This window comes from Variovorax sp. P4_B10 (assembly GCF_056402375.1).
The window spans coordinates 1-24,678 of the sequence record NZ_JBFUHN010000090.1 but is presented as its reverse complement, the minus strand read 5'-3'; the positions used below and the strand labels follow the sequence as shown (position 1 = coordinate 24,678).

Below are 24,678 nucleotides of genomic sequence, written 5' to 3'. Positions count from 1 at the left end.
GTGTGTTCCTCTCTGGCTGCTGGCAGTTGCCCCCTCTCCCGCTAGCGGGAGAGGGTTGGGGTGAGGGCATGCGGCGCTACCCATGGGCACGCCGCCCCCTCACCCTGGCCCTCTCCCCGAGGGGAGAGGGAAACAGGCACTTACTTGTACTGGCCCGACTTCTTGATCTCGCGCTCAGCCAAGGTCTGCGAGGTCTTCAGCGCCTGGTCCACAGTGACCTTGCCCGACAGCGCCGCGCTCATCTGCTGGCCCACGCCGGTGCCGATGGCCTGGAACTCGGGAATGGCCGCGTACTGCACGCCCACGTACGGCGACTTGGGCAGCGTGCTGTCGCTCAAGTTGGCGCTGTCGATGGCCTTCTTCTCGGCAGCGGCGAACTTGGCCACCTTCTGGAACTCGGGGTTCGCATAGGTCGACTTGCGCGTGCCGGTGGGCACCGAAGCCCAGCCGGACTCCTTGGCCACGAGGTTGACGTACTCCTTGGAGGTCGCCCACTTCACGAAGGTCTGCGCGGCAGCGCCCTTGGTCGAGCTGGCGGGAATGGCCAGGTTCCAGGTCCACAGCCAGTTGGCGCCCTTGGGCGTGACGGCCACGGGTGCCTGCGCGAAGGCGACCTTGTCGGCCACCTTCGACTGCTTCGGATCGCTGATGAACGAGGCGGCGATGGTCGCGTCGACCCACATGCCGCACTTGCCTTCGTTGAAGAGCGCAAGATTCTCGTTGAAGCTGTTGGCCGAGGCGCCCGGCGGGCCGTAGGCCTTCATCAGGTCGACGTAGAAGTTGATCGCATCCTTCCAGGGCTTGGTGTCGATCTGCGGCTTCCACTGCATGTCGAACCACTGGCCGCCGTTGGTGTTGACCAGCGTGGTCAGGAAGGCCATGTTGTCGCCCCAGCCCGGCTTGCCGCGCAGGCACATGCCGTACACGCCGGCCTTGGGGTCGTGGATCTTGCCGGCCAGTTCCTTCACCTGCGCCCAGGTGGGCTGCTCGGGCATCTGGAAGCCGACCTTGTCGGCCAGGTCCTTGCGGTACATGAGCATCGAGCTCTCGCCGTAGAACGGCGCGGCGTAGAGCTTGCCTTCGTACGACAGGCCCGCACGGATGGCGGGCAGCAGGTCGTCGGCGTCGTAGGCGGCATCGACGGCGATGGGCTGGAGCCAGCCCTTCTTCGACCAGATCGGCGCTTCGTACAGGCCGATGGTCATCACGTCGAACTGGCCGCCCTTGGTGGCAATGTCGGTGGTCACGCGCTGGCGCAGCGTGCCTTCTTCCAGCGTGACCCACTTGAGCTTGATGTCGGGGTTGGCTTTTTCGAAGAAGGGGGTGAGCTTCTGCATCTCGATCATGTGGCCGTTGTTCACGGTCGCGATCACGAGTTCGGTGGCGGCCTGGGACACGAGGCCCGTGCCGACGAGTGCGAGGACGAGGCCCGCTTTCAGAAAACGCTTCATGTTGTCTCCTAGAGGTGAGCGACGCCCTCTTGTCGGGTCGCCGTGGGTGGATTCTGGAGAAACACCAATGCAGTTTTGGTACTTCGACTGCCACCAATGGTACTTTCATGCACCGATTGGCTAGTGAATTCCCTAGTTAACGCAATACAGCATCAAGGATCGCCATCCAAAGGCCTATGGCGATTTCACGCGGTTTCAGCCGCCGCCGAGCAGCTGGCGCCGGAACTGGGCGGCCGCCGGCGAGAGCGCCCGGTCCTCGCGGGTGATGAGGCAAATGGGCGGCACGCGCACAGGCAGTTCCACCGGCACCGTACGCAGGACACCCAACCGGGCGTAGTGGTTGGCCTGCGAGGCCGGCATCACGGCGGCCATGTCGGAGTTTTCGAGCAGGGCCGTGATGGCGATGGGCGATGCCGTTTCGATGATGTCGAGCCGTGCCTGGATGCCCGCCTCCCGCATTGCCGCCTCGAAGCGCCCGCGCTGTGGCGAGCCCGGCGGCTGCAGCACCCAGGACCAGTTCGCCATGTCGGCCAGCGTGACGGTGGCGCGCTCGAACACCGGGTGCGCCGTACGCACCACGACCACCATCGACTCGCCCAGCAGCGGCACGCTCGAATACTTCGCCTCGTCATGGCCATCGGTGAGCCGGCCCAGCACGAGGTCGACATCGCCCTGCTCCAGCTGCGCCTGGATCACGTCGCTGGTCTCGACCACCACCGACACGGCCACCTGCGGATGGCGGCGCCGGTACTCGACCAGCGCCGGCGCCAGCAGCTCGGGCACGGCCCCCGGCACGCTCCCCACGCGCAGGGCACCGCTCAGGCCGGAGCGCAGCGCGAGCATTTCCTCGCGGGCGGTGCCGAAATCGCTGAGCACGCGGCGCGCGTAGCGGATCAGGATCTCGCCGTAGGGCGTGGGCTCCATGCCGCGCGCGAGGCGCTCGAAGAGCTTCTCGCCCAGTGAATCTTCCAGCTGCTGCAGCAGCTTGGTTGCGGCGGGCTGGCTGATGTTCATGGCTTCCGCCGCGCGCCCAAGGTGGCGGTGCGCATCGAGCCGGGCCAGCAGAAGCAGCTGGCGCGGCCGGACATGGAGCATCAGCGAGGCGTCGGTCAGGCCGGAAGTCATGCACAAAAGTATATGAGCCTTCGGCTTTTTACGATTGGATCGCGCAGGCGAAGCTCCGTAGGCTCTGGCCAAACAAGCTGGAGACAACCCGATGAGCCTTTCTTCCCTCGCCCGCGCGGCAAGCCTCTCAGTGCTGACGCTGGCCGCAGCGGCAGCCGGCGCGCAAGCGACCTACCCCGACAAGCCCCTGCGCATCATGGTCGGCGCCTCGCCCGGTGGCGGCACCGACATCCTGGCGCGCGTGCTGGCCGACAAGTTCTCGCCGGTGCTCAAGCAGCCCGTGACGGTGGAGAACCGCCCCGGCGCCTCGAACACCATCGCCGGCGAACTCACGGCGCGTGCGCCGGCCGACGGGGCCACGCTGCTGCTGGCCACCAACACAGCGCAGGCGGTGGCGCCGCACATCCTCAAGCTCAAGTACGACCCGCTGAAAGACCTGCAGCCCATCGGCCTCGTGGCCGTGATGCCCAACGTGCTGGTGGTGTCGGCCAGCTCGCCCTACAGATCGGTGAAGGACCTCGTGGCCGCGATGGCCGCGAAGCCCGGCGGCTTCAAGTACGCCTCCTCGGGCATCGGCAGCACGCAGCATGTGGGCGGCGAGGCCTTCAACCTGGCCACGGGCATGAAATCGATCCACGTGCCCTACAAGGGCAGTTCGCAGGCGCACATCGACATCATCGCGGGCGAGGTCGACATGATGTTCGACAGCACCTCCTCCGCCATGGGCCAGATCAAGGCCGGCAAGTTCCGCGCGCTGGCCGTGAGCGCGCCGCAACGCTCGCCCGAGCTGCCCGACGTGCCGACGCTGGCCGAGCAGGGCATCAAGGGCGCCGACGTGTCCACCTGGTACGGCCTCTACGTGACGGCCGGCACGCCGCGCCCCGCGGTCGAGCGGCTGAACGCCGAACTCGTGCGGACGCTGAAGCTGGCCGATGTGCAGATGCGCATCAAGGCCCTGGGCGGCGAGCCCGGCACGCTGACCGGCGAACCTTTTGCTGCGATGAACAGGCAGGAGTTCGACCACTACGGCCAGCTCGTTCGCGACGCCAACATCAAGGCCGATTGAGGCCCTCTCCCATTCTTTCCTTCTTCCTTTCTTCCTCCACTCCATCCTGCCGACATGCCAACCCCTACGAAGACCCCGAGCGTGATCTCTGCCAAACCCCGCATCGTCGTGCTGCTCGGCGACCCCGGCGGCGTCGGCCCCGAGATGGCCGTGAAGCTGCTGGCCCGCCAGCGCAACCTCGACGCCGCGCGCGTGCTGCTGATCGCCGATCCGATCGTGCTGGCCGCGGGCGAGCGCGTGGCGGGCGTGAAGCTCGACCCGCTGCAGGTCAGCGGACTCGACGACCTGCGCTTCGAGGATGGCCGGCCCAGCCTGATCGCGCGCGACTGGATGGAGGGCGAGGAGCCGGTGCTCGGCGAGTCGAACGGGCAATCCGGCCGCGCGTCGTTCGAGGCGCTGGAACTGGCGACCGCGGCGGTGCGGCGCGGGCAGGCGGAGGCGATTCTTTTCGCGCCGCTCAACAAGCATTCGCTGCGGCTCGGCGGCCTCACGCACGAAGACGAGCTGCGCTACATGCAGGAGCGCTTCGCGGTGACGAGCTTCGTGTGCGAGTTCAACCTCACCGGTTCGCTCTGGACCTCGCGCGTGACCTCGCACATTCCGCTGAAGGACGTGGCGAGCCACATCACGGTGGAGGGCGTGAGCGACGCGGTGAAGATCATCGCCTCGGCGCTGCGCCGCTCGGGCGTGGCGCAGCCGCGCATCGCGGTGACGGGGCTCAACCCGCATGCGGGCGACGGCGGCTCCATCGGCATGGAGGAGATCGAGATCATCGCGCCGGCCATCGAGCGGTTGCGCGCCGAGGGCTTCGACGCACGCGGCCCGTTCTCGCCCGACACCGTGTTCATCGGCGCACGCCGCGGCGATGTGGATGCGGTGGTGTCGATGTACCACGACCAGGGCCAGATCGCGATGAAGCTCATGGGCTTCGAACAAGGCGTGACCCTGCACGGCGGCCTGCCCGTGCCGGTGGCCACCTCGGCCAGCGGCAGCGCCTTCGATATCGCGGGCCAGGGCGTTGCGCAGATCGAAGGGCTTCAGCAGGCCTTCGATCTGTGCGTGCGCATGGCGAGCGGCGCGCCGGTGCACGGGCCCTCCAGAACGGAAGCTGCTGCCGCGGGTTGAGGTGCTTCAACAGGCCTGCCGCCAAGCAAAAGGGCCGCTTGCGCGGCCCTCGAGATCTGGCGTGCCTGGCGCCCCTGGAAAACTCAGGCGCTCGCCGGCGCACCGTGGGGGTTGGTCTCGGGCTGCGTCGGCTGCACGTAGAAATAGATCAGCACGAGATTGACGATCGGAATGATCATCAGCAGCTGGAGCCAGCCGCTTTTGCCGATGTCGTGCAGGCGGCGCGCGCCCACGGCCAGCGCGGGCAGCAGGAAGCCCAGCGCCGCGATGGCATACACGTACTGATGGATCAGGCTCGCCACGATGAGAACGATGACCTCGGCCAGCACGAACCACCAGTACTCCGAACGCGATGCACGCCCATTGAAATCGGCGTACTTGCTGAAACAGGTCTTGACTGCTGTCTGAAAATTCATTGATCGACTCCTCTTGATTGATCCCAGGGAAATTTCCCGGGACCGATCATATCGATGCAACCCTCAATGACAAACTCGGCCAGAACGGGCATCGGGCTCGCAAACAAACGGCCTACTGCATAGGCCTTTGGACGGCTTGACCTCAGGTGCTCAGGCGCTTCAGCAGGCCTGCCGTCGAGGCATCGAGCCCCGTGATGTCACCCGAGGCGAGGCGCGGCTCGATGTCCTTTGCGAGCACCTTGCCCAGCTCCACGCCCCATTGGTCGAAGCTGTTGATGCCCCACAGCGCGCCGCTGGTGAACACGCGGTGCTCGTACAGCGCGAGGAAGGCGCCGAGCGATTCGGGCGTGAGCTTCTCGAACACGAAGAAGGTGCTCGGCCGGTTGCCCGGGAAGTTCTTGTGGCCGCCTTCATCGAGCTTGCCGACCATCAGCGCCTGCGCCTGCGCGAGCGCATTGGCGAGCAGCTTGGGATGATGGCCTTCGAGGTCGTGGGCCGCATCGCGCACCGCCACGAATTCGAGCGGGATCACATCCGTGCCCTGGTGCAGCATCTGGAAGTAGGCGTGCTGGCCGTTGGTGCCGGGCTCGCCCCAGAGCACCGGCGACGTACCGAAGGACAAGGGCTTGCCGCTCGCATCGACCTGCTTGCCGTTGCTCTCCATTTCGAGCTGCTGCAGGTAGGCCGGCACGCGCTTCAAGGCGCTGTGGTACGGCGCGATGCTGCGGCTCGTGAACTTGTGGAAGTTGCGGTACCAGACGTCGAGCAGGCCGAGCCGCACCGGCAGGTTCTTCTCGAGCGGCGCGGTGCGGAAATGCTCGTCCATCGCATGCGCGCCCGCGAGCAGCCGGCGGAAACCGCCGGCGCCGATGGCCAGCGCAATCGGCAGGCCGATGGCCGACCACAGCGAATAGCGGCCGCCCACCCAGTCCCAGAAGCCGAAGGTGGTGTCGATGCCGAACTTCTTCGCTGCTTCCACGTTGGTGGTGAGCGCGGCGAAGTGGCCGGCGATGTCGGCGCCGCCTGACTGCTCGTACCAGCGCCTGGCCGAGAGCGCGTTCGTCATCGTCTCGGCCGTGGTGAAGGTCTTGGAGGCGATCAGGAACAGCGTGTGCTCGGGCGCGAGGTCGCGCAACACGCCGGCCAGCTCATGGCCGTCGACGTTCGAAACGAAATGGAAGCGCTTGCCCGGCGCGGCGAACTCGGCCAACGCCAGCACCGCCATCTGCGGGCCGAGGTCGGAACCGCCGATGCCGATGTTGACCACGTCGGTGATCGTGTGGTCGCCGCGCACCTTCTCGGCATAGGCCAGCATCGCGTCGAGGGTGGCGTGCACTTCGCGCAGTTCGCCCGAGGTCTTGCCGACCGCGGCATCGGCCGGCGCGCGCAGCAGCGTGTGCAGCACGGCGCGGTCTTCGGTGTTGTTGATGTGCTCGCCCGCAAACATCGCATCCCGGTGCGCTTCGAGGCCGCACTCGCGGGCCAGCGCCAGCAGCATTTCCTCGGTGCGCGCGTCGATCAGGTTCTTCGACAGGTCGGCAAACACATACGGCGCTTCCTGGCTGAAGCGCTCGAAGCGCCCGGCGTCGTCCACGAAGGCATGGCGCACGTCGAACTGGCGGCCCGCGATCTCGAAATGGGACTGCAGCTGCGCCCAGGCCGGCGCGCGATCGCAGCGAAGGGTCATGGCCATGTTTACCTGCCGCTTTCCTGCATGAGCTTTTCGAGCTTCACCGCGTCGGCCGCAAAGGCGCGGATGCCTTCAGCGAGCTTCTCGGTGGCCATGGCATCTTCGTTGAGCGCGAAGCGGAAGCCCGCCTCGTCGTAGCTCACCTTGGCCACGTCGCCATTTGCGGCGGCCTTGGCATCGAGCGCGTGTTCCAGCGGTTCGTTGCTCGCAGCCAGCTCGGCCAGCAGCTCGGGGCTGATGGTCAGCAGGTCGCAGCCGGCGAGGGCCTGGATCTGTCCCGCATTGCGGAAGCTCGCGCCCATCACTTCGGTCTTGATGCCGTGCTGCTTGTAGTAGTTGAAGATTTCGCGCACCGACTTGACGCCCGGGTCGTTGGCGCCGGCATTGGCGGTTTCGTCCCACTTGGCGCCGGCCGACTTCTTGTACCAGTCGTAGATGCGGCCCACGAAGGGCGAGATCAGCTGCACGCCCGCGGCGCCGCAGGCCACGGCCTGTGCGAACGAGAACAGCAGCGTGAGGTTGGTGCGGATGCCCTTCTGCTGCAGCGCACGCGCCGCCTCGATGCCTTCCCAGGTGGAGGCCACCTTGATGAGCAGGCGCTTCTCGGTATCGATGCCTTCGGCCTTGTAGAGCGCCACGATGCGCTCGCCGCGGGCCACGGTGGCGGCGGTGTCGAAGGACAGGCGGGCGTCGACTTCGGTCGAGACGCGGCCGGGAATGATCGAGAGGATTTCGGTGCCGAAGCGCACCAGCAGGCGGTCGATGACTTCGTCAAGCGGCTTGCCCGCATGCTTCTTCACGGTTTCGTCGAGCAGCGGCCGGTATTCGGGCTTCTGCACGGCCTTGAGGATCAGCGACGGGTTGGTGGTCGCGTCCTGCGGCTTGGAGGCGCTGAGCTGCTTGAAGTCGCCGGTGTCGGCAACCACGGTGGTCCATTGGCGGAGGGCATCGAGTTGGTTCATGAAATCATTATCCTGTGCGGGTTGTGACAAGTCCTGCACGCAGTTGCGCGGCGGCCGATGTTTTCATGCGCACCGTAGCACGGGTTTTCACGCGGCTCCATCGGCCTGCTGCGCGCAGGGTTGTCCGGCCGCCCTGCCCTACACGGGCTGTGGTCCGTGACTGACGGCATCCGGCACCGGCCGAGGGCTAGGCTGCCGTTCTACCCCGAACGTTCCACCCTTCAGGAGTGCCCCCATGTCCCATCGCCAACGCCCCGCAGCCGCCACCGGGCGGCCCTTCGACGATCGCCGCACGGGCGCCGCGATCGGTGCCATGGCCACCGCCTTCGTCGCGGGCGGCGTCGCGACGTGGCTCGCCCTGGATGCGGCGCGCACGGCCCGCGCCCAGGTGGCCGGCCCCGCCGACGGCGCGCCGCTGATGCGCGCACCGCTGCAGGTGGTGGCGCCGGTCGATCTCCAGCGCTACGCCGGCATCTGGCATGAACAGGCCCGCCTGCCCAACCGTTTTCAGAAAACATGCGCGGGACCGGTGACCGCCGAGTACACGCCGCGGCCCGATGGCACGGTGCAGGTGCTCAACCGCTGCGTGCGGGCGGACGGCAATTTCGACGAGGCCGTCGGCACCGCGCGGGTGGTGCCCGTGGCCGGCCTGCCCGGCGCAGGCCGTCTCGAAGTGCGCTTCGCGCCCTCGTGGCTCGGCTGGCTGCCGATGGCCTGGAGCGACTACTGGATCCTGAAGCTCGACCGCGACTACCAGGTGGCGCTGGTCGGCACGCCCGACCGCGCGTACCTCTGGGTGCTGTCGCGCGCGCCGCGCCTCGACGCCGCGCTGCTCCAGGCCGAACTGGACTACGCGCGCAGCCTCGGCTTCGACGCCGACAAGGTGGTGCTGACTGGCAGGTAGCGCGACAGCTGCGCCGGCAGCATGTCCGGCGCGGTGCAGTGGATCGCCTGCCAACCGAAGGCGCGCGCCGCCTCGACGTTGGCCGCCGAGTCGTCGATGAACACGGTCTCGGCGGGGTCGAGCGCGTGGCGCACGGCCAGCACCTCGAAGATTTCACGATCCGGTTTGATGAACTTCACGTCGCCCGAGAACACGCCGCCGTCGAAGCGCCGCATGAACGCATGCCGCCGCTCGACCGCGCGCGCATACGGCGCCGGCATGTTCGACAGGTAGTAGAGGCGCAGGGGCTGCCCGGCTTCGCGGTGGGCGAACAGCTGCTCGAGCATGTCGGCGGTCACGTCGATCGCCTCCAGGCGCTCGCCCAGCGTGCCGAGCATCGCGTGGAGCCGGTCGGCCGGCAGCGACAGCCGGGCCGCCATGCGGGCGATGGCGTCGTCCAGCGAGCGCGTGCCGCAGTCGAAACTGGTCCAGTCGTCGTGGTGGAAAAGTGCCTTGCCCAGTGCCGCCGCAGCGGCTTCAGTGGGTGCATGGGGCGCGAGATGGGTCTGTACCAGCCTTGTGGGCTCCCATGYGAGAAGCACGGCGCCAAGATCGAAAACCACGTTCATGGCGCCATTGTTTCATGCGCCGGGCACCACGCTCACGCCGTGGGTTCGGAGCGACAGCGTGGTCTGCGCGCCCGCCGCCAGTGGCTGCGACAGATCGGTCGACACCACGAAGACCGGCCCCAACGTCGTGTCGAAGCCGTATTCGTAGAAGCTGCCGAGGTAAGCCGCCTTGCGCAGCGTGGCGGGCAAACCGTCGGCCCCACCGATCTCCCAGGCCTCGGGCCGCACCGCCACCTTCACCGCGCCGGGCGCCACCGCATGGCGCGGCTGCAGGCGCAGCGGGCCGAGCGTCACGCTGCCGTCGGCCTGCGCCACGGCGGGGAACACCATCGCCTCGCCCATGAAGCCGGCGACGAACTCGCTCTCGGGCCGACCATAGAGCTGCTCGGGCGTGCCGCGCTGGGCGATCACGCCATGGTCCATCACGATGATCTGGTCGCTCACGGCCAGGGCCTCGCTCTGGTCGTGCGTGACGTAGGCCACCGTGAGCTTCAGCCGCTGCTGCAGCGCGCGGATTTCCTCGCGCATTTCGCGGCGCAGGCGGGCGTCGAGGTTGGACAGCGGCTCGTCGAACAGCAGCACCGCGGGCTCCAGCACCAGCGCGCGCGCCAGCGCCACGCGCTGCTGCTGGCCGCCCGAGAGTTCGCTCGGCAGGCGCTCGTCGAAGCCGACCAGGCCCACGCCCTTGAGCGCATCGCGCGCCCGCGAGGTGGCCTCGTCCTTCTTCACGCCGCTCATGCGCAGGCCGTAGCCCACGTTCTCGATCACGTTCATGTGCGGGAACAGCGCATAGCTCTGGAACATCATGCTCACGTTGCGCTCGGCCGGGCCCAGCGTGGTGACGTCGCGCCCCCCCATGAGGATCGAACCCGAGGTGGGCGATTCGAGCCCCGCGATCATGCGCAGCGTGGTCGTCTTGCCGCAGCCCGAGGGGCCGAGGATGGTGGTGAGCGTGCCGACCGGCACTTCGAAGCTGATGCCCTTGACCGCCATCGGCCCGTTTTTGTCGGTGCCGTAGCGCTTGGTGACGTTGCGGAATTCGATGCCGTTGCTCATGTGTTGTTCTCTCGTATCAATGCACGGGCGCGGCCACGACCGGCACGCCCGCCTTGCGCCGCCCCAGCTTGCGCTCCCCGACCACGAACTGCACCAGCGCAATGGCCAGCGACATCAGGATCATGAGCACCGTGCAGTAGGCCAGCGCGATGCCGTAGTCGCCGTTGCCGACGCGGCCGATGATGTAGGTGGTGGCGAGCTCGTTCTCGGCGGTGACCAGGAAGATCACCGCGCTCACTGTCGTCATCGCCCGCACGAAGCTGTAGACCAGCGCGGCCACCAGCGCCGGCTTGAGCAGCGGCAGCACCACCTTGAAGAGCGTCTGCGAGGTCGAGGCGCGCAGCATCAGCGAGGCTTCGTCGAGCGAGCGGTCGAGCTGCTTGAAGGCCGCCGTGCCGGCCCGCACGCCCACCGGCAGGTTCCGGAACATGAAGCACAGCACGATGATGAGCCCGGTGCCCGTGAGCTCGAACGGCGGCACGTTGAAGGCCAGGATGTAGCTCACGCCCAGCACGGTGCCCGGAATGGCGAAGGCCAGCAGCGCCCCGAACTCGAAGACGCCCTGCCCCTTGAACTCGTTGCGCGCCAGCAGCCAGGCGATCAGCAGGCCGAGCGCCGCGGTGATGGGTGCCGAGATGCCCGCGAGCTTGAGCGTGGTGATCAGCGAGTTCCATGCCGTGCCGGCCCACACCAGGCCGAACTGGCCCCACTCGAGCGCAAACGCGCTCTTGAAGTGGTTGAGCGTGAAGCTGTAGTCGCGGCCCCAGGTCTGCACGAAGCCGCCCGCGAAAGCGAAGAGATAGACCACGGCGGTGAACGCGATCCACGGCAGCGCGATGCAATGGATGGTGCGGCGCACGCCGTCGGGCAGCGCCATCGCGATGCCGGCATCGCCCTTGCCGCTCACGGTCGTGTAGTTCTGCTTGCCGAGCAGGCCGCGCTGCAGCGCGAACACGCCGAGCGCGAACAGCGTCAGCACCCAGGCCAGCGAGGCCGCACGGCCCTGGTCGTACTGCGCGCCGACGATGGCAAAGAAGATATCGGTCGAGAGCACCGAGAACTGCCCGCCCACCACCACCGGGTTGCCGAAGTCCGCAATGCTCTCGATGAAGCCGACCAGGAAGGCGTTGGCCAGCCCGGGCTTCAGCAGCGGCAGCGTGACGGTGAAGAAGGTGCGGCGCCGGTCGGCGCGCAGCATCTGCGCGGCTTCCTCGAGGCTGGGTGCGATGCCCTGCACCACGCCGCGCATGATCATGAAGGCGATGGGCGTGAAGGCGAACAGCTGCGCCACCAGCACGCCCGGCATGCCGTAGAACCAGCGCGTGGGTTCGATGCCGAACATGTTCTCGAGCAGCTGGTTGACGATGCCCGCGCGGCCGAACAGCAGGATCAGCCCCAGGCCCACCACGAAGGGCGGCGTGATGATCGGCAGCAGCGCCAGCACCCGCAACGCGCCTTGCCCGCGCCTGCTGCCGCGCTCGGCCATCAGCGCCATCAGCGTGCCGAGGAAGGTCGTGCCCGCCGCCGTGAGCAAGGCCAGCACCAGCGTGTTCCATGCCACGCCGCAGCGCACACCGCCCGCGAGGCAGCCCAGGCCCCAGATGCGTTCGGTGAACACGCGTGCGACGAAGGCGGTGATCGACCACTGCCCGTCTTCGTTGAAGAACGCGCCGGCCAGCGCCTTGCTCACCGGGTAGGCGATGAACAGCGCCATCAGCACACCGCAGCCGATGACCGCGGCAGCCACGAACAGGTCGCCCTTGAAGAGGCCGAGCCGCGCGATGCCGAAGGCCGCCAGCAGCGTGAGCGCGGTAAGCGCCACGAAGCCGCCGGCGCCGATGCCGAACTGGTTGATGGCCAGTTCACCGAACTGCTTGTCGAGGGCCGCGAAGCTCCAGCCGCGCGCGCCGATGGTGAAGCCTGCAACGGCCAAGCCAATGGCACCGATGGCGCCGCCCGCCAGCAGCCAGCGCCCCTGCCCCCGGCCTGCCGGCAGCCACGCGCCGACCGCGCACATCACCAAGCCAGCGAGTCCGATGAAAAGCCAACGGCGCCCCTGCATCGCGGCCTGCATCAGGCCGTTGGCGCCCTCCGCCTGGCCAAAGACCTGCGGAACGGCTTCGTACCAGGTCGCATCCTGGATCGCATACCAAGGCAGCGCCAGATAGGCGGCAAAGCCCAGCGCGACCCAGGCCCAGATCCAGCGCTGCGAGCGCCGGGCGGCTGCCACGGACGCCGGGTTGACCGGCGCGCCGCCGATGGGACGGGCTTCCACTTACCGGGGCAGCGAATTGACGTCTTTTTCCCAGCGCGCGATCAGGCGCCGGCGCTCGGCACTGGCGCCGTACTTGGCGTAGTCGTAGTTGATGAACTTGATCTTCTTGAAGTCGGGAATGCGCGGGTCGAGCTTGGCGTTCGTGTTGCTCGGCAGCTGGAACTGCTTGTTGGCGGCACCGAGTTCCTGCGCGCCGGGCGTCAGCGCCCACTCGTAGAACTTCTTGGCGGCATCGAGGTTGCGCGCGCCCTTGACGATGCTCATCGAGCCGATCTCGGCACCGGTGCCGTCGCTCGGCGTGATGGTCTCGACCGGGAAGCCCTGCATCTTCTCGCCTGGGCCGTCATGCACGAAGCTGATCGACACGGCCGTTTCGCCACGCGCCACCGCCTTGATCGGGCCGGTGCCCGATCGGGTGTACTGGCCCACGTTCCTGTGCAGCGCCTTGAGGTAGTCGAAGGCCTTGTCCTCGCCCATCAGTTGCACCAGCGTCGCGATCATGGTGTAGGCCGTGCCGCTGGAGGCCGGGTTGGCGACCTGGATGTCGCCCTTGTACTCGGGCTTGAGCAGGTCGGCCCAGGTCTTGGGCACGGGCAGCTTCTTCTTGGCGAGCAGCTCGGGGTTGTAGCCGAAGCCCAGCGGGCCCGAGTAGATGCCGACCGTCTTGTAGCCCGACTGTTTGGCCTGCTGCTGGGCCCAGGGGTGCAACTGCGCCAGCGTGGGCGACTTGTATTCGAGCGTGAGCCCCTGCTCGGCCGCCTGCAGGTGCGGGTCGCCGGTGCCGCCGAACCAGACATCGGTCTTGGGGTTGTCCTTCTCGGCGATCAGCTGGGCCAGCGCCTCGCCCGAGCCCTTGAGCGACATGTTGATGCGCACGCCCGTGGTGCGGGCGTAGACCGTCGAGATCACGTTGCACCATTCGGCCTGGACCGAACAGATCACATTGACCGTCTGCGCCGATGCAGCGGCCGACAAACCCAGCAGCGCGGCCGCGGTAAAAAGCTTCTTCATCTGGAATTCCCCTGCCTCATGCATAAAAAAAGGCCTTGCGGCCACAGGGCAGCGTAGCTTTAGTACAGGTCCGGCGAATCGGTACAAGTACCATCGCGACTGGCGCATCTGGCATACGGTGGCATATGGCCTGCTCGGCACTCAGACAAAGGAAAGTTTTCTCATGAGCTTCGATCTCGTTCTGTTCGGCGGTACTGGCGATCTCGCGTGGCGCAAGCTCATGCCCGCGCTGTTCCAGGCATTCCGGCACGGCAGCCTGCCGCCAGACGGACGCATTGTCGGGGTGGCGCGGGACGACCTGTCGGACGACCAGTACCGCGAGCTGATCCAGTCGCGCTTCAGTGCGGTCGAAGGGGCCAAGCGCCCGACCCCCGAGGAGTTCAAGAAGTTCGCGTCGATGCTGTACTACCTGCGCATGGACCTGTCGAAGCCCGACGACTACGCGCGGCTTTCCGACCTGCTCAAGCAGCGCGACGCCAAGACGATCGTGATGTACGTGGCCACGGCGCCGGCACTGTTCACCCAGGTGGTCGAGCAGATCGCCGCGGCCGGCCTCAATGGACCGAAGACGCGCATCGTGCTGGAGAAGCCGCTGGGCCATGACCTCGCCTCCAATCGCGCCATCAACGCCGCGGTGGGCAAGGTGCTGGAAGAGAAGCAGGTCTTCCGCATCGACCACTACCTCGGCAAGCCCTCGGTGCAGAACCTGTTCGCCATGCGCTTCGGCAATGCGCTGTTCGAGCCCATCTGGCGCCGCGAGCACATCGCCAACATCCAGATCACGATCGCCGAAGACCTGGGCGTCGAGAAGCGCGGCGCCTTCTACGACCAGACCGGCGCGCTGCGCGACATGGTGCAGAACCATGCGCTGCAGCTGCTGTGCGCGATCGGCATGGAGCCGCCGATCAACTCGCATGCGGACGCGATCCGCGACGAGAAGCTCAAGGTGCTGCGCGCACTCAAGCCCTGGACGCCCGAGACCCTGGGCCTGCATGCCATCCGCGGCCAGTACACGGCCGGCACGGCCTATGGCGAGCGGGTGCAGGGCTACCGCGAGGAGCCCGGCGTCGACCCCGACAGCCGCACCGAGACCTTCGTGGCGCTGCGCACCGAGATCGCCAACTGGCGCTGGGCCGGCGTGCCCTTCTACATCCGCACCGGCAAGCGCCTGGCGTCGCGCGATGCGCGCATCGAGGTCAACTTCCGGCCCACGCCGCATGCGATCTACCGGGCACCCGCGGGCAACGTCAACAAGCTGGTGATCAACCTGCAGCCCAAGGACGGCCTGGAGCTGCACATGCTCGCGCAGGCGCAGGACAACCGCCAGCGCACCAACGGCAACCAGAGCGCCGCCGCGCAACTGGCGCCGGTACAGCTGGACCTGGACTTCGACAAGCGCTTCGGCGCCGAGCGCGTGGGCGCCTATGAACGCCTGCTGCTCGACGTGATCGACGGCCGGCTCAACCTGTTCGTGCGCAGCGACGAGCAGGAAGAAGCGTGGCGATGGGTGGAGCCGCTGATCGACAGCTGGGCCTCCGACGGTGGTCCGCGGCCCTATGCGGCCGGCACCTGGGGCCCGAGCGCATCGAGCGCGATGATCGCGCGCGACGGCTACGCCTGGGGCGAAGAGCAGTAGGTCGTCAGCCGAACTGGATGCAGCGCATGCTGAGCGTGCCCGACTGGAATCCCTCGTAGACCGTCTTCGCGCGCTCGCCGCTCCCTGCGGCGCCCAGGGTGTAGAGGAACGGGAAGTAGTGATCCGGCGTGGCGACGGCGGTGGACGCGCCTTCCAGCTTTTCATAGCCGATCAGTGCGCGGTCGTCGCGGCCCGCCAGCGCTGACTTCACCGCATCGTCGAAGGACTGCGCCCAGGGACGGCTCGCCTTCGGCCCGTCGACGGTCCCTCGGTCGGTGGCGCGCAGGTTGTGCACCACGTTGCCGCTGCCCATCACGAGCACGCCCTTGTCGCGCAGGGCCGCAAGATCGCGGCCCACCGCGTAGTGAAAGGCGGCCGGCTTGTCGTAGTCGATGCTGAGCTGGAACACCGGAACGTCCGCCTTGGGGTAGAGGTGCTTGAGCACCGACCACGTGCCGTGGTCCAGGCCCCATTGCTCGGTGGCGATCACAGGTGCCTGCTTCACCACGCCGACGGTTTCCTGGGCCAGCACCGGGTGGCCGGGCGCGGGGTATTCGACATCGAACAGCGCCTGCGGGAAGCCGCCGAAGTCGTGGATCGTCTTCGGCTTCACCTGCATGCCGACGCCGGTGGCGCCCCGGCTCAGCCAGTGGGCCGACACGCTGAGAATGGCCGTCGGCGGCGGGAGCTCCCTGCCCCACGCGGACAACCGGCGCGTGAAGGCGTTGTCGGCGATGGCGTTCATCGGCGTGCCATGGCCGATGAAGACCACCGGCATGCGCCGCGACGGCCCACCGGCGGCCGCATGCGACAGCGTCGCGAGGGATGCCAGCGCGGCGGTTGCACCGAGCGCGGACGCCATCACGAAGCCTCTGCGGCCAAGCTCGGAGGGGGTCATCAATCGGTGAGCGGTGGAAAAAGTCGTCTGGCCTGCCATGGTTCCCTTGGGGTCTGCCGCGTCACTGTGCAGCAGCGCCCGACACCACGCAGTGCGTTTACGCACACGTTGCAGCGGCTAGATTCGGCCCTCTTCCACCGCGTGGCAGGCCACTTGCACACCCCTGATGCTCAGCAGCTTCGGCCGCTCCGAGGAACAGCGCGCATTGGCATGCGGACAGCGCGGGTGAAAGGCGCAACCCGTCGGCGGATTCAGCGGATTCGGCACCTCGCCCTGCACCGGCGTGCGCGAGCGGCCCGTGTGCTTCATCTGCGGAATCGCATCGAGCAGCATGCGCGTGTACGGGTGCTGCGGCTCGGCAAAGAGCTTCTGCTTGTCGGCCACCTCGACCAGCCGGCCCAGGTACATCACGCCGACCTGGTCGGCCACGTGGCGCACCACCGCGAGGTTGTGCGAAATGAAGAGGTAGGTCAGGCCCTGCTCGCGCTGCAGGTCCTTCATGATGTTGAGCACCTGCGCCTGCACGCTCACGTCGAGTGCCGAGGTCGGCTCGTCGCACACCAGGAACTCGGGCTGCGTGGCGAGTGCCCGCGCAATCGAGATGCGCTGGCGCTGGCCGCCCGAGAACTGGTGCGGGTACTTGCTCATGTCGAGCGGCGAGAGGCCGACCGACTTGAGCAACTCGCCCACGCGCTCGCGCAAGGCGGCCTTGTCGCTGATGATCCCGTGCTCGCGCAGCGGCTCGCCGATGATGTCCTCGACGATCCAGCGCGGGTTGAGGCTCGCGTAGGGGTCCTGGAAGATCATCTGGATGCGGCGGCGCAGCTTGCGGCCTTCGGGGGTCTTGAACGCGGCATGCGCGTCCTGTCCGTCGAACTGCAGGCCGCCGCGGGTCGGCGCATAGAGGCCGACCAGCAGGCGCGCCACCGTGCTCTTGCCGCAGCCCGATTCGCCGACCAGCGCGAGCGTCTTGCCGCGCTCGATGGAAAAGCTCACGCCGTCGACCGCATGCAGCAGCACGCGCGGCTTGCGTTCGAGCACGCGGTTGAGCCAGGGCGGCGAGACGTCGAAGGTGCGGGCCAGGTCGTGGGCAACCACGAGCGGTTCGGCAGCCGCGTCCTTGCGGGGTTCGATCACGGCGCTCATCGCGTCACCTCGGCAACGGGCAAGGCCGCTTCGGGCGTGGCGCGCTCACCGGCCGCCAGCGCATCGTGGTGCTTGGCCGCGATCTCGGCCTGGCCGAGATGCGGGTCCGCTGCGTCGTGCAGCCAGCATGCGGCGCGCGTGGCGCCCGCATGCATCAGCTCGGGCCGCTCGGTCAGGCAGCGCGCAAAGGTGCGCGGACAGCGCGGGTTGTAGGCGCAGCCGGTCGGAATGGCATTGAGCCGCGGCATGGCGCCATCGATCTGGTTGAGCCGCTCGCGGTCGCTCGTCATGTCGGGAATCGAGGCCATCAGGCCCGAGGTATACGGGTGCGCGGGCTGGTGGATCACTTCGTGCACCGGGCCGATCTCGGCGATGCGGCCCGCGTACATCACGGCCACGCGGTCGCAGGTCTCGGCGATCACGCCCATGTCGTGCGTGATCAGCATCACGGCGGCGCCGCGGTCCTTGCAGATGCGCTTGAGCAGCTGGATGATCTGCGCCTGGATCGAGACGTCGAGCGCGGTGGTGGGCTCGTCGGCCACGATGAGCTTGGGCTCGGCCGCAAGTGCCAGCGCGATCACCACGCGCTGGCGCATGCCACCCGAGAACTGGTGCGGGAAGTGGTCGATGCGCTGCTCGGCAGCAGGAATGCCGGTGTCCTGCAGCAGGCTGATGGCGCGGCGGCGCGCTTCGGATTCCGTCATGGGCAGGTGGGTGCGAATGGTCTCGACCAGCTGGCGGCCCACGGTATAGAGGGGGTTCAGCGAGGTCAGCGGGTCCTGGAAGATCGCGCCGATCTTGCGGCCGCGAATGGGGCGCATCGCGTCGAAACCGAGGTTGTCGATGCGCTGGCCTTCGAGCAGGATCTCGCCGCCGGCCACGCGGCCCGGCGGTTCGAGCAGGCCGATGATGGCCGCGCCCGTGAGCGACTTGCCGGCGCCCGATTCGCCCACCACGCCGAGGATTTCCCCGGGCGCGATGTCGAAGGAAATCTTGTCGAGCGCGCGCAGCGTGCCGCGGCGGTGCGGAAACTCGACGACGAGGTCTTTGACCTGGAGCAGCGTCATGGTGGCGTTCTCCTTCGATTCAGCGCAAGCGAGGGTTGAGCGCGTCGCGTAGCCAGTCGCCGAGCAGATTCACGCTGAGTGCGATCAGCACCAGCATCAGGCCCGGGAACACCGTGATCCACCATTCGCCCGAGAACAGGAACTCATTGCCGTTGCTGATCAGGGTACCGAGCGAAGGCGAGGTGGGCGGCACGCCGACGCCGAGAAAGGACAGCGTGGCCTCGGTGATGATCGCGGTCGCGATCTGGATGGTGGCAAGCACCATCACCGGCCCCGTCACGTTGGGCAGCACGTGGCGCAGCATGATGCGCAGCGGCGCCACGCCGATCACGCGCGCGGCCTGCACGTACTCCTTGTTGCGCTCCACCAGCGTGGAGCCGCGCACCGTGCGCGCGTACTGCACCCAGCCGGTCAGGGAGATTGCGATGATCAGCACGCCGAAGGCCATCGATTCCGGGGCGTGGGGAAAGAGCGCGCGGCCCACGCCGGCAATCAGCAGCGCCACCAGGATGGGGGGGAACGACAGCATCACATCGCACACGCGCATCAGGAAAGAGTCGAGCCAGCCGCCCATGAAGCCGGCCAGCAGGCCGAGCACCACGCCCACGACGACCGAGAGCCCGACCGATACGAGTCCGATGAYCAACGAGATGCGGGCGCCGTAGATGACCGCCGAGAGGATGTCGCGACCCTGGCCGTCGGTGCCGAGCAGGAATTTGGAAGAGCCTTCGGTGCTCCATGCCGGGGGCAGACGCGCATCGATAAGCTCGAGCGTGGCGAGGTCGAAGGGGTTGTGCGGCGACACCCATCCGGCGAAGACGGCGCAGACCACGCAGACCAGCGCAATCAACGCCGCCCCCATCGCCACGGGCGAGGTCCGGAAGCTGTAGCCGACGTCGCTGTCGAGCCAGCGGGCAAGTGTTTTTTTCATCGTGTGGCAAAAGGAATGGGCCCGCAAGAAGCGGGCCCATGGTCAGGCCGCCAGGACGGCCGCCGTTGCGATCAGGGCTTGATGCTGATCCACTTGAAGAACATGAAGTTGTCGGCGAGCTGCACCAGCTCGACCTTCTTGCTCACGCCCCAGGCCAGCGACTGCTGGTGCAGCGGCAGGTGGCCGATGTCGTCGGCATGGAGCTTGAAGGCTTCCTTGATCAGCTCTCCGCGTTTGGCCTTGTCGGTCTCGGACTGGATCTTCTTGGTGAGTTCGTCGAGCTTCGGATTGCAGTAGGCACCCAGGTTGAACTGGCCCGTGCCCTTCTCGTCCGGACAGGCCGTGAGCGAGCTCAGCGCGTTGTGCGCGTCGTAGGTGGTCGGCGTCCAGCCCAGCATGTAGAAGCTGGTGTCGCGGCGCAGCACCTTGGGGAAGTAGGTGCCCTTGGTTTCCGCGGCGAGGTTGATCTTGACGCCGATCTTCGCGAGGTTGGCGGCCACGCTCTGGCAAATCTGGCCGTCGTTCACATAGCGGTCGTTCGGGCAGTTCATCGTCACCTCGAAACCGTTCGGGTAGCCCGCTTCGGTCATCAGCTTCTTGGCGGCATCGACGTCGTAGGGCAGGCGCTTGTCCTGCTCGGCGGTCCAGCCGTTGATGCCGGGGCCGACCAGGAGGCCGGTGGGCCGCGAGGCGCCGCGCATCACGGTGCGCTGGATGCCGGCGATATCGATGGCCTGGTAGAAAGCCTGGCGGACACGCTTGTCCTTGAACGGGTTCTTTCCCTTGATGTTCGAGTACTGCAACTCGTCGCGCTTCTGGTCCATGCCCAGGAAGATGGTGCGCAGCTCGGGGCCGGTGATCACGCGCGCATTGGGGCTCGCGTTGATGCGGGCGATGTCCTGCACCGGCACCGGCTCCATCACGTCGACTTCACCCGAGACCAGCGCAGCGACGCGGGTGGCGGGGTTGGCGATCGGCGTGTAGATGATTTCCTGCGCGTTGCCTTCGATCTTGCCCCAGTAGGTGCCGTTGCGCGTGAACACGGTGCGCACGTTGGGCTGGCGCTCGCGCACGCGGAACGGGCCCGTGCCATTGGCGCGGAACGAGGCGGCGTTCTCGATGCCCTTGCGGCGGTCGACCGGCTTGGTGGCCTGGTTGGCTTCGCACCACTTCTTGCTGAGGATCATGATCTGCGTGATCACGTCGGGCAGGATCGGGAAGGCTTCGCGGGTCTCGATCTCGACGGTGAGGTCGTTGACCTTGCGCACTTCCTTGATCTCGCTCACATGCGCCTTCATGTCGGAGCCCTCGCCGGCTGCGCGGCCGAAGCTGAACACCACGTCGTCTGCAGTGAACGGGGTGCCGTCATGGAACTGCACGCCCTTGCGCAGTTCGAAGCGCCACACCGTGGGCGTGGTCTGTTTCCAGCTGGTGGCGAGCAGCGGGGCCAGGCTCAGATCCTTGTTGCGTCCCACGAGGGTTTCATAGACGTTGGAGGTGACGCTCAACTGCAGCGATTCGTTGAGCGAGTGCGGGTCGAGCGACAACGCGTCGCCCTGGTTCGCGATCCGGACGGTCTGCGCACTGGCGACCAGGCTGACGGCGCTCAGGGCGCACAGGACGGCGGCCGCGGCCACGCTCTTCTTGAAACTCATGGGAACTACTCCTCGGGTTGGATCAAACAAATCAAGAGGCCGCGGTGGCGGCTGCTTTCGCTGGCTGCCTGCTGCGGGTAGCGGCAAGCGGCATGCCCTGCTCGATCAGGCCCGCATGCAGCGCGGCGCCAAGCGGCAGGATCTCGTCATTGAAGTCGTAGCGGCTGTTGTGCAGGAAGGCGCCGCTGCGGGCGTCCTGGCCGATGCGCAGGTAGGCGCCGGCCTTCTTCTGCAGCATGAAGGAAAAGTCTTCGGCGCCCATGCTGGGCTCCAGGCTGCGGTCGACGTTCTTCGCGCCGACCAGCGACTCGGCCACGTCGGCCGCGAACATCGCCTCGGGGGCGGTGTTGATGGTGGCCGGGTAGATGCGCTCGTACTTGATCGTTGCGCTGGCGCCGAAGCCGGCGGCGATGGCCGTGCACAGCTCGGACAGGCGCTGCTCGACCTGCGCCTGCACGCGCGCGCTGAAGGTGCGCACGGTGCCGACCAGCGTGGCCTCGCCCGGAATCACGCTCATCGCGCCGAGGTCGCCTGCCTGCACCGCGCAGATGCTGACGACGGCCGCGTCGATGGGGCGCACGCTGCGCGACACGATGGTCTGCGCCGCCGTGATGATGTGCGCGGCGACCACCACGGGGTCGATGGTCTGGTAGGCATGCGCGCCGTGGCCGCCCTTGCCCTTGATCTCGATCGTCACGCGATCGGCTGCGGCCATCATCGCGCCGCGGTTGATGCCGACCGTGCCGGCCGGCATCGCGGGCCAGTTGTGCATGGCGTAGACGGATTGCACCGGGAAGCGGTCGAACAGGCCGTCTTCGATCATCACGCGTGCGCCGGCGAAGCCCTCCTCGCCGGGCTGGAAGATCAGCACGGCGGTGCCGTCGAAGTCGCGGGTCTCGGCGAGGTAGCGCGCAGCACCGACCAGCATGGCGGTGTGGCCGTCGTGACCGCAGCCGTGCATCAGGCCGTCGTTGGCGGAGCGCCAGCCGAAGTCGTTGTCCTCGCGCATGGGCAGTGCGTCCATGTCGGCACGCAGGCCGATCATGCGGCCGCTGGCGGTGGACTTGCCGCGGATCACGCCGACCACGCCGGTCTTGCCGATGCCGTCGTGGATCTCGTCCACGCCGCAGGCGCGCAGCGCCTCGCGCACGCGGCCTGCCGTGTAGACCTCTTCGAAGCCGAGTTCGGGGTGCGCATGCAGATCGCGGCGAAAGGCCGTGATCTCGGGGTAGAAGCTCGCGATGTGCGCGAACGCCCTTCCGGACGCCTGGAGGCGCGGAGCCGCTGCTGTCGTTGTCATTTCAGTGTCCTCCCGCCTTGCCCACGCGCAGACGCGGATCGACCACGAAGTACAGCAAGTCGACCACGAGGTTGATCACCACGAAGATCAAGGCAATGAGGCACAGGTACGCCGCCATCACCGGGATGTCGGCAAAGGTCACGGCCTGGATGAACAGCAGGCCCATGCCGGGCCACTGGAACACCGACTCGGTGATGATGGCGAAGGCGATGAGGCCGCCGAGCTGCAGGCCGGTGATGGTCATCACCGGCACCAGCGTGTTCTTGAGCGCGTGGCCGAAATGGATGGCGCGGTTCGAGAGGCCACGGGCACGCGCGAACTTGATGTAGTCGGTGCGCAGTACCTCGAGCATTTCCGCGCGCACCAGCCGCATGATCAGCGTGAGCTGGAAGATCGCGAGCGTCACCGCCGGCAGCACGATGTGGTGCCAGCCATCGGCCTTGAAGAGGCCGCTGCTCCACCAGCCGAACTGCACGGTCTCGCCGCGCCCGAAACTCGGGAACCAGCCCAGCAGCACCGCGAAGACGAGGATCAGCAGAATGCCGATCAGGAAGGTGGGCAGCGACACGCCGAGCAGCGAAACGGTCATGAACACCTGGCTCATGAAGGTGCCGCGGCGCAAGGCCGTGTAGACGCCCATCGGGATGCCGACGAACAGCGCCAGCGTTGCCGCCACGAGCGCGAGTTCGAGCGTGGCCGGAAAACGCTCGCCGATCAGGCGCGACACCTTGGCGCCCTGGCGCAGGCTCAAGCCGAATTCGCCCTGTGCGGCATTGACGAGAAAGTGCCAGAACTGCACGAAGAAGGGCTTGTCGAGCCCCAAGGCAGAGCGCAGTTCCCGAATCTGCTCGGGCTTGGCATCCTGGCCCAGCAGGAACACGACGGGGTCGCCGACGTATTGAAACAAGAGAAAGGCAATGAACGCAACCGCGATCATCACGATCACGGCCTGGATCAGGCGGCGCAGTACAAAGGCAATCATTCAGCAAACAAAGTGATCGGGCATGCTAGCAGTGCAAGGTGCGTGCCCGCACGGGGGTTCCCCGGGGGTGCACACAGATGGTGCTCTTTGCCAACACCCCGCTTCTCTGCGACGTCAGAACGAAAAAAGCCACCCGACTTGCGTCGGGTGGCTTTTGAGCTTTTAGCTTCGAAGCTGGCTTACGCCAGCGTCAAATCAGAAAGCGTGACGGATACCGAAGTCGTAGCCGGTCGAGGTCTTCGGGGTGAAGACACCCGTGGTCACGAAGGCCGGGCCACCAACGGTCAGAGCTGCACCGTTCTTGTTGCTGATGCGGGCGATCGTTGCGTACAGAGCCGTGCGCTTCGACAGGTTGTGCACGTAGCCGAGTGCCAGCTTGTTGGCCTTCGGGTCAGACACAGCAGGTGCGAACAACACCACAGGCGCGTTGTTGTCGTACTTGACGTGCGAGTACGAAGCGCGGATCAGGCCAGCACCGACGGGCACGGTCACACCGAGGAGGTAGCCGGTCAGGTCGATGTCAGGACGGGCGCCCACGAACGGTTCGACTTCGTAGTCGAGCTTGTTCTTGGCCTTCGACACTTCACCGAAGAGCTTCACAGGACCGAAGTCATACGAAGCGCCGAGGTTGAAGGTGTTGACCTTGGTGGTCGTGCCAACGTAGTACTGGTCGCCAACGGTGCTGCTGCCGTACGACGCTGCAACGTCCAGAGGACCGTTTGCATAGCCGAAGCGGCCACCGATGTAACGGCCTTGGCGCGCGGTGTTCGCGGTGGCGGGCGTAGCGGTGCCGGGGCTGTACTTGGTCTTCTCGCTGAAGGAGTACATCACTTGACCGTAGAAACCACCCAGGTTCGGCGGCAGGAAGTAGCCGATGCTGTTGCTGGCGCGAACGTAGTTGCTCGAGCCAACGTTGGTGAACGCGCCGGTGGAAGCTGCGGGGGTACCGAAGCCGCCGAAGGCGGTGTTTGCCGTCGAGACCAGGTTGGTGCCAACGCCATTGGTGCCGAACGGATCGAACACGGTGTCGTTCCAGAAGGTCGGGGTGTAGTCACGGCCGAGGCGGACTTCACCGAAACCACCCGACAGGCTCACGGTCGAGCGACGAGCGAACGTTGCGATACCTTGCTGGCCGTCGTCGTTGCTGATCGGGGCTTCGAGCCAGAAGCTGGCTGCCAGGCCGCCGCCGAGGTCTTCCGTACCACGGAAGCCGATACGGCTGGAGTTGTAGCCCGAGTTAGCCAGTTCGCGACGGCTTGCCTTGACGCTGCCCTGGTTCAGGTAGAACGGGTTCAGGAACGTAGCACCGTTCAGGTCACGCGAGGTGGACGAGTAGCCGCTGATCGACGCGTCGACCACACCAAACAGTGTGAC

Annotated in this window: 21 protein-coding genes; 4 read left to right on the top strand and 17 right to left on the bottom strand. The window is 67.0% G+C overall.

The genetic code is table 11. The features are described 5' to 3' along the window. Positions 1-140: 140 nt before the first annotated feature. Together AC1DXX_RS28790 and AC1DXX_RS28785 are read right to left on the bottom strand one after the other, a co-directional pair. The gene (locus AC1DXX_RS28790) at positions 141-1,451 is read right to left on the bottom strand and encodes an ABC transporter substrate-binding protein (RefSeq protein WP_478137628.1); all 1,311 of its coding nucleotides are present in this window, start codon (positions 1,449-1,451) and stop codon (positions 141-143) included. A 195-nt stretch (positions 1,452-1,646) separates the two neighbouring features. Next, positions 1,647-2,576: a LysR family transcriptional regulator gene (locus AC1DXX_RS28785; protein WP_478137627.1), complete on the bottom strand. Its 930-nt coding sequence runs from the start codon at positions 2,574-2,576 to the stop codon at positions 1,647-1,649. Between the two features lie 91 nt (positions 2,577-2,667). Here AC1DXX_RS28785 and AC1DXX_RS28780 point away from each other — a divergent pair, with 91 nt between their 5' ends. After that, positions 2,668-3,642: a Bug family tripartite tricarboxylate transporter substrate binding protein gene (locus AC1DXX_RS28780; protein ID WP_478137626.1), complete on the top strand. Its 975-nt coding sequence runs from the start codon at positions 2,668-2,670 to the stop codon at positions 3,640-3,642. 54 nt (positions 3,643-3,696) lie between these two features. Then, positions 3,697-4,767 (top strand): PdxA family dehydrogenase, encoded by a 1,071-nt coding sequence (locus tag AC1DXX_RS28775; RefSeq protein ID WP_478137625.1) that lies wholly within the window; start codon positions 3,697-3,699, stop codon positions 4,765-4,767. 83 nt (positions 4,768-4,850) lie between these two features. Here AC1DXX_RS28775 and AC1DXX_RS28770 read toward each other — a convergent pair whose 3' ends face one another. From AC1DXX_RS28770 to tal, 3 genes are all read right to left on the bottom strand, one after another. Then, complete coding sequence (locus tag AC1DXX_RS28770) at positions 4,851-5,183, bottom strand: DUF805 domain-containing protein (RefSeq protein WP_478137624.1); 333 nt, start codon at positions 5,181-5,183, stop codon at positions 4,851-4,853. A gap of 142 nt (positions 5,184-5,325) precedes the next feature. Continuing rightward, complete coding sequence (pgi, locus tag AC1DXX_RS28765) at positions 5,326-6,876, bottom strand: glucose-6-phosphate isomerase (RefSeq protein WP_478137623.1); 1,551 nt, start codon at positions 6,874-6,876, stop codon at positions 5,326-5,328. A gap of 2 nt (positions 6,877-6,878) precedes the next feature. Then, complete coding sequence (gene tal, locus AC1DXX_RS28760; protein ID WP_478137622.1) at positions 6,879-7,835, bottom strand: transaldolase; 957 nt, start codon at positions 7,833-7,835, stop codon at positions 6,879-6,881. Positions 7,836-8,070: 235 nt separating this feature from the next. Here tal and AC1DXX_RS28755 point away from each other — a divergent pair, with 235 nt between their 5' ends. Continuing rightward, complete coding sequence (locus tag AC1DXX_RS28755; protein WP_478137621.1) at positions 8,071-8,739, top strand: lipocalin family protein; 669 nt, start codon at positions 8,071-8,073, stop codon at positions 8,737-8,739. On the opposite strand, the gene AC1DXX_RS28750 is transcribed toward AC1DXX_RS28755, so the two are convergent. The 4 genes from AC1DXX_RS28750 to AC1DXX_RS28735 are packed head-to-tail and all read right to left on the bottom strand — an operon-like array spanning position 8,685 to position 13,689. Then, complete coding sequence (locus tag AC1DXX_RS28750; RefSeq protein ID WP_478137620.1) at positions 8,685-9,347, bottom strand: HAD family hydrolase; 663 nt, start codon at positions 9,345-9,347, stop codon at positions 8,685-8,687. The genes AC1DXX_RS28755 and AC1DXX_RS28750 overlap by 55 nt on opposite strands. 12 nt (positions 9,348-9,359) lie before the next feature. Then, a complete protein-coding gene (locus tag AC1DXX_RS28745; RefSeq protein WP_478137619.1) occupies positions 9,360-10,403 on the bottom strand; it encodes an ABC transporter ATP-binding protein in 1,044 nt (347 codons plus the stop codon). A gap of 16 nt (positions 10,404-10,419) precedes the next feature. Continuing rightward, a complete protein-coding gene (locus AC1DXX_RS28740) occupies positions 10,420-12,678 on the bottom strand; it encodes an ABC transporter permease (RefSeq protein WP_478137618.1) in 2,259 nt (752 codons plus the stop codon). Further along, positions 12,679-13,689 carry an ABC transporter substrate-binding protein gene (locus AC1DXX_RS28735; RefSeq protein ID WP_478137617.1) on the bottom strand — a complete coding sequence of 337 codons (1,011 nt, stop codon included), beginning with the start codon at positions 13,687-13,689 and terminating at the stop codon, positions 12,679-12,681. Positions 13,690-13,852: 163 nt separating this feature from the next. On the opposite strand from AC1DXX_RS28735, the gene zwf reads away from it, so the two are divergent. Further along, positions 13,853-15,325: a glucose-6-phosphate dehydrogenase gene (gene zwf, locus AC1DXX_RS28730; RefSeq protein ID WP_478137616.1), complete on the top strand. Its 1,473-nt coding sequence runs from the start codon at positions 13,853-13,855 to the stop codon at positions 15,323-15,325. Between the two features lie 4 nt (positions 15,326-15,329). Here the strand turns inward: zwf and ygiD are convergent, their stop codons facing one another. The 8 genes from ygiD to AC1DXX_RS28690 form a co-directional block, all read right to left on the bottom strand. After that, positions 15,330-16,223 (bottom strand): 4,5-DOPA-extradiol-dioxygenase, encoded by an 894-nt coding sequence (gene ygiD, locus AC1DXX_RS28725; protein WP_478137615.1) that lies wholly within the window; start codon positions 16,221-16,223, stop codon positions 15,330-15,332. Between the two features lie 117 nt (positions 16,224-16,340). After that, entirely contained in the window at positions 16,341-17,369 is a 1,029-nt protein-coding gene (locus tag AC1DXX_RS28720; protein WP_478137614.1) for an ABC transporter ATP-binding protein, read from the bottom strand. Further along, positions 17,366-18,436, bottom strand: a complete 1,071-nt coding sequence (locus tag AC1DXX_RS28715; protein ID WP_478137613.1) for an ABC transporter ATP-binding protein — start codon at positions 18,434-18,436, stop codon at positions 17,366-17,368. The genes AC1DXX_RS28720 and AC1DXX_RS28715 overlap by 4 nt, the downstream gene beginning before the upstream one ends. A gap of 19 nt (positions 18,437-18,455) precedes the next feature. Next, positions 18,456-19,367: an ABC transporter permease gene (locus AC1DXX_RS28710; protein ID WP_478137612.1), complete on the bottom strand. Its 912-nt coding sequence runs from the start codon at positions 19,365-19,367 to the stop codon at positions 18,456-18,458. 71 nt (positions 19,368-19,438) lie between these two features. Beyond that, entirely contained in the window at positions 19,439-21,022 is a 1,584-nt protein-coding gene (locus tag AC1DXX_RS28705) for an ABC transporter substrate-binding protein (RefSeq protein WP_478137611.1), read from the bottom strand. Positions 21,023-21,053: 31 nt separating this feature from the next. Continuing rightward, complete coding sequence (locus tag AC1DXX_RS28700; RefSeq protein WP_478137610.1) at positions 21,054-22,322, bottom strand: M20 aminoacylase family protein; 1,269 nt, start codon at positions 22,320-22,322, stop codon at positions 21,054-21,056. A 1-nt stretch (position 22,323) separates the two neighbouring features. Beyond that, positions 22,324-23,304 carry an ABC transporter permease gene (locus tag AC1DXX_RS28695; protein ID WP_478137609.1) on the bottom strand — a complete coding sequence of 327 codons (981 nt, stop codon included), beginning with the start codon at positions 23,302-23,304 and terminating at the stop codon, positions 22,324-22,326. A 195-nt stretch (positions 23,305-23,499) separates the two neighbouring features. After that, a partial coding sequence (locus AC1DXX_RS28690; protein WP_478137608.1) for a porin occupies positions 23,500-24,678 on the bottom strand: 1,179 nt, incomplete at its 5' end.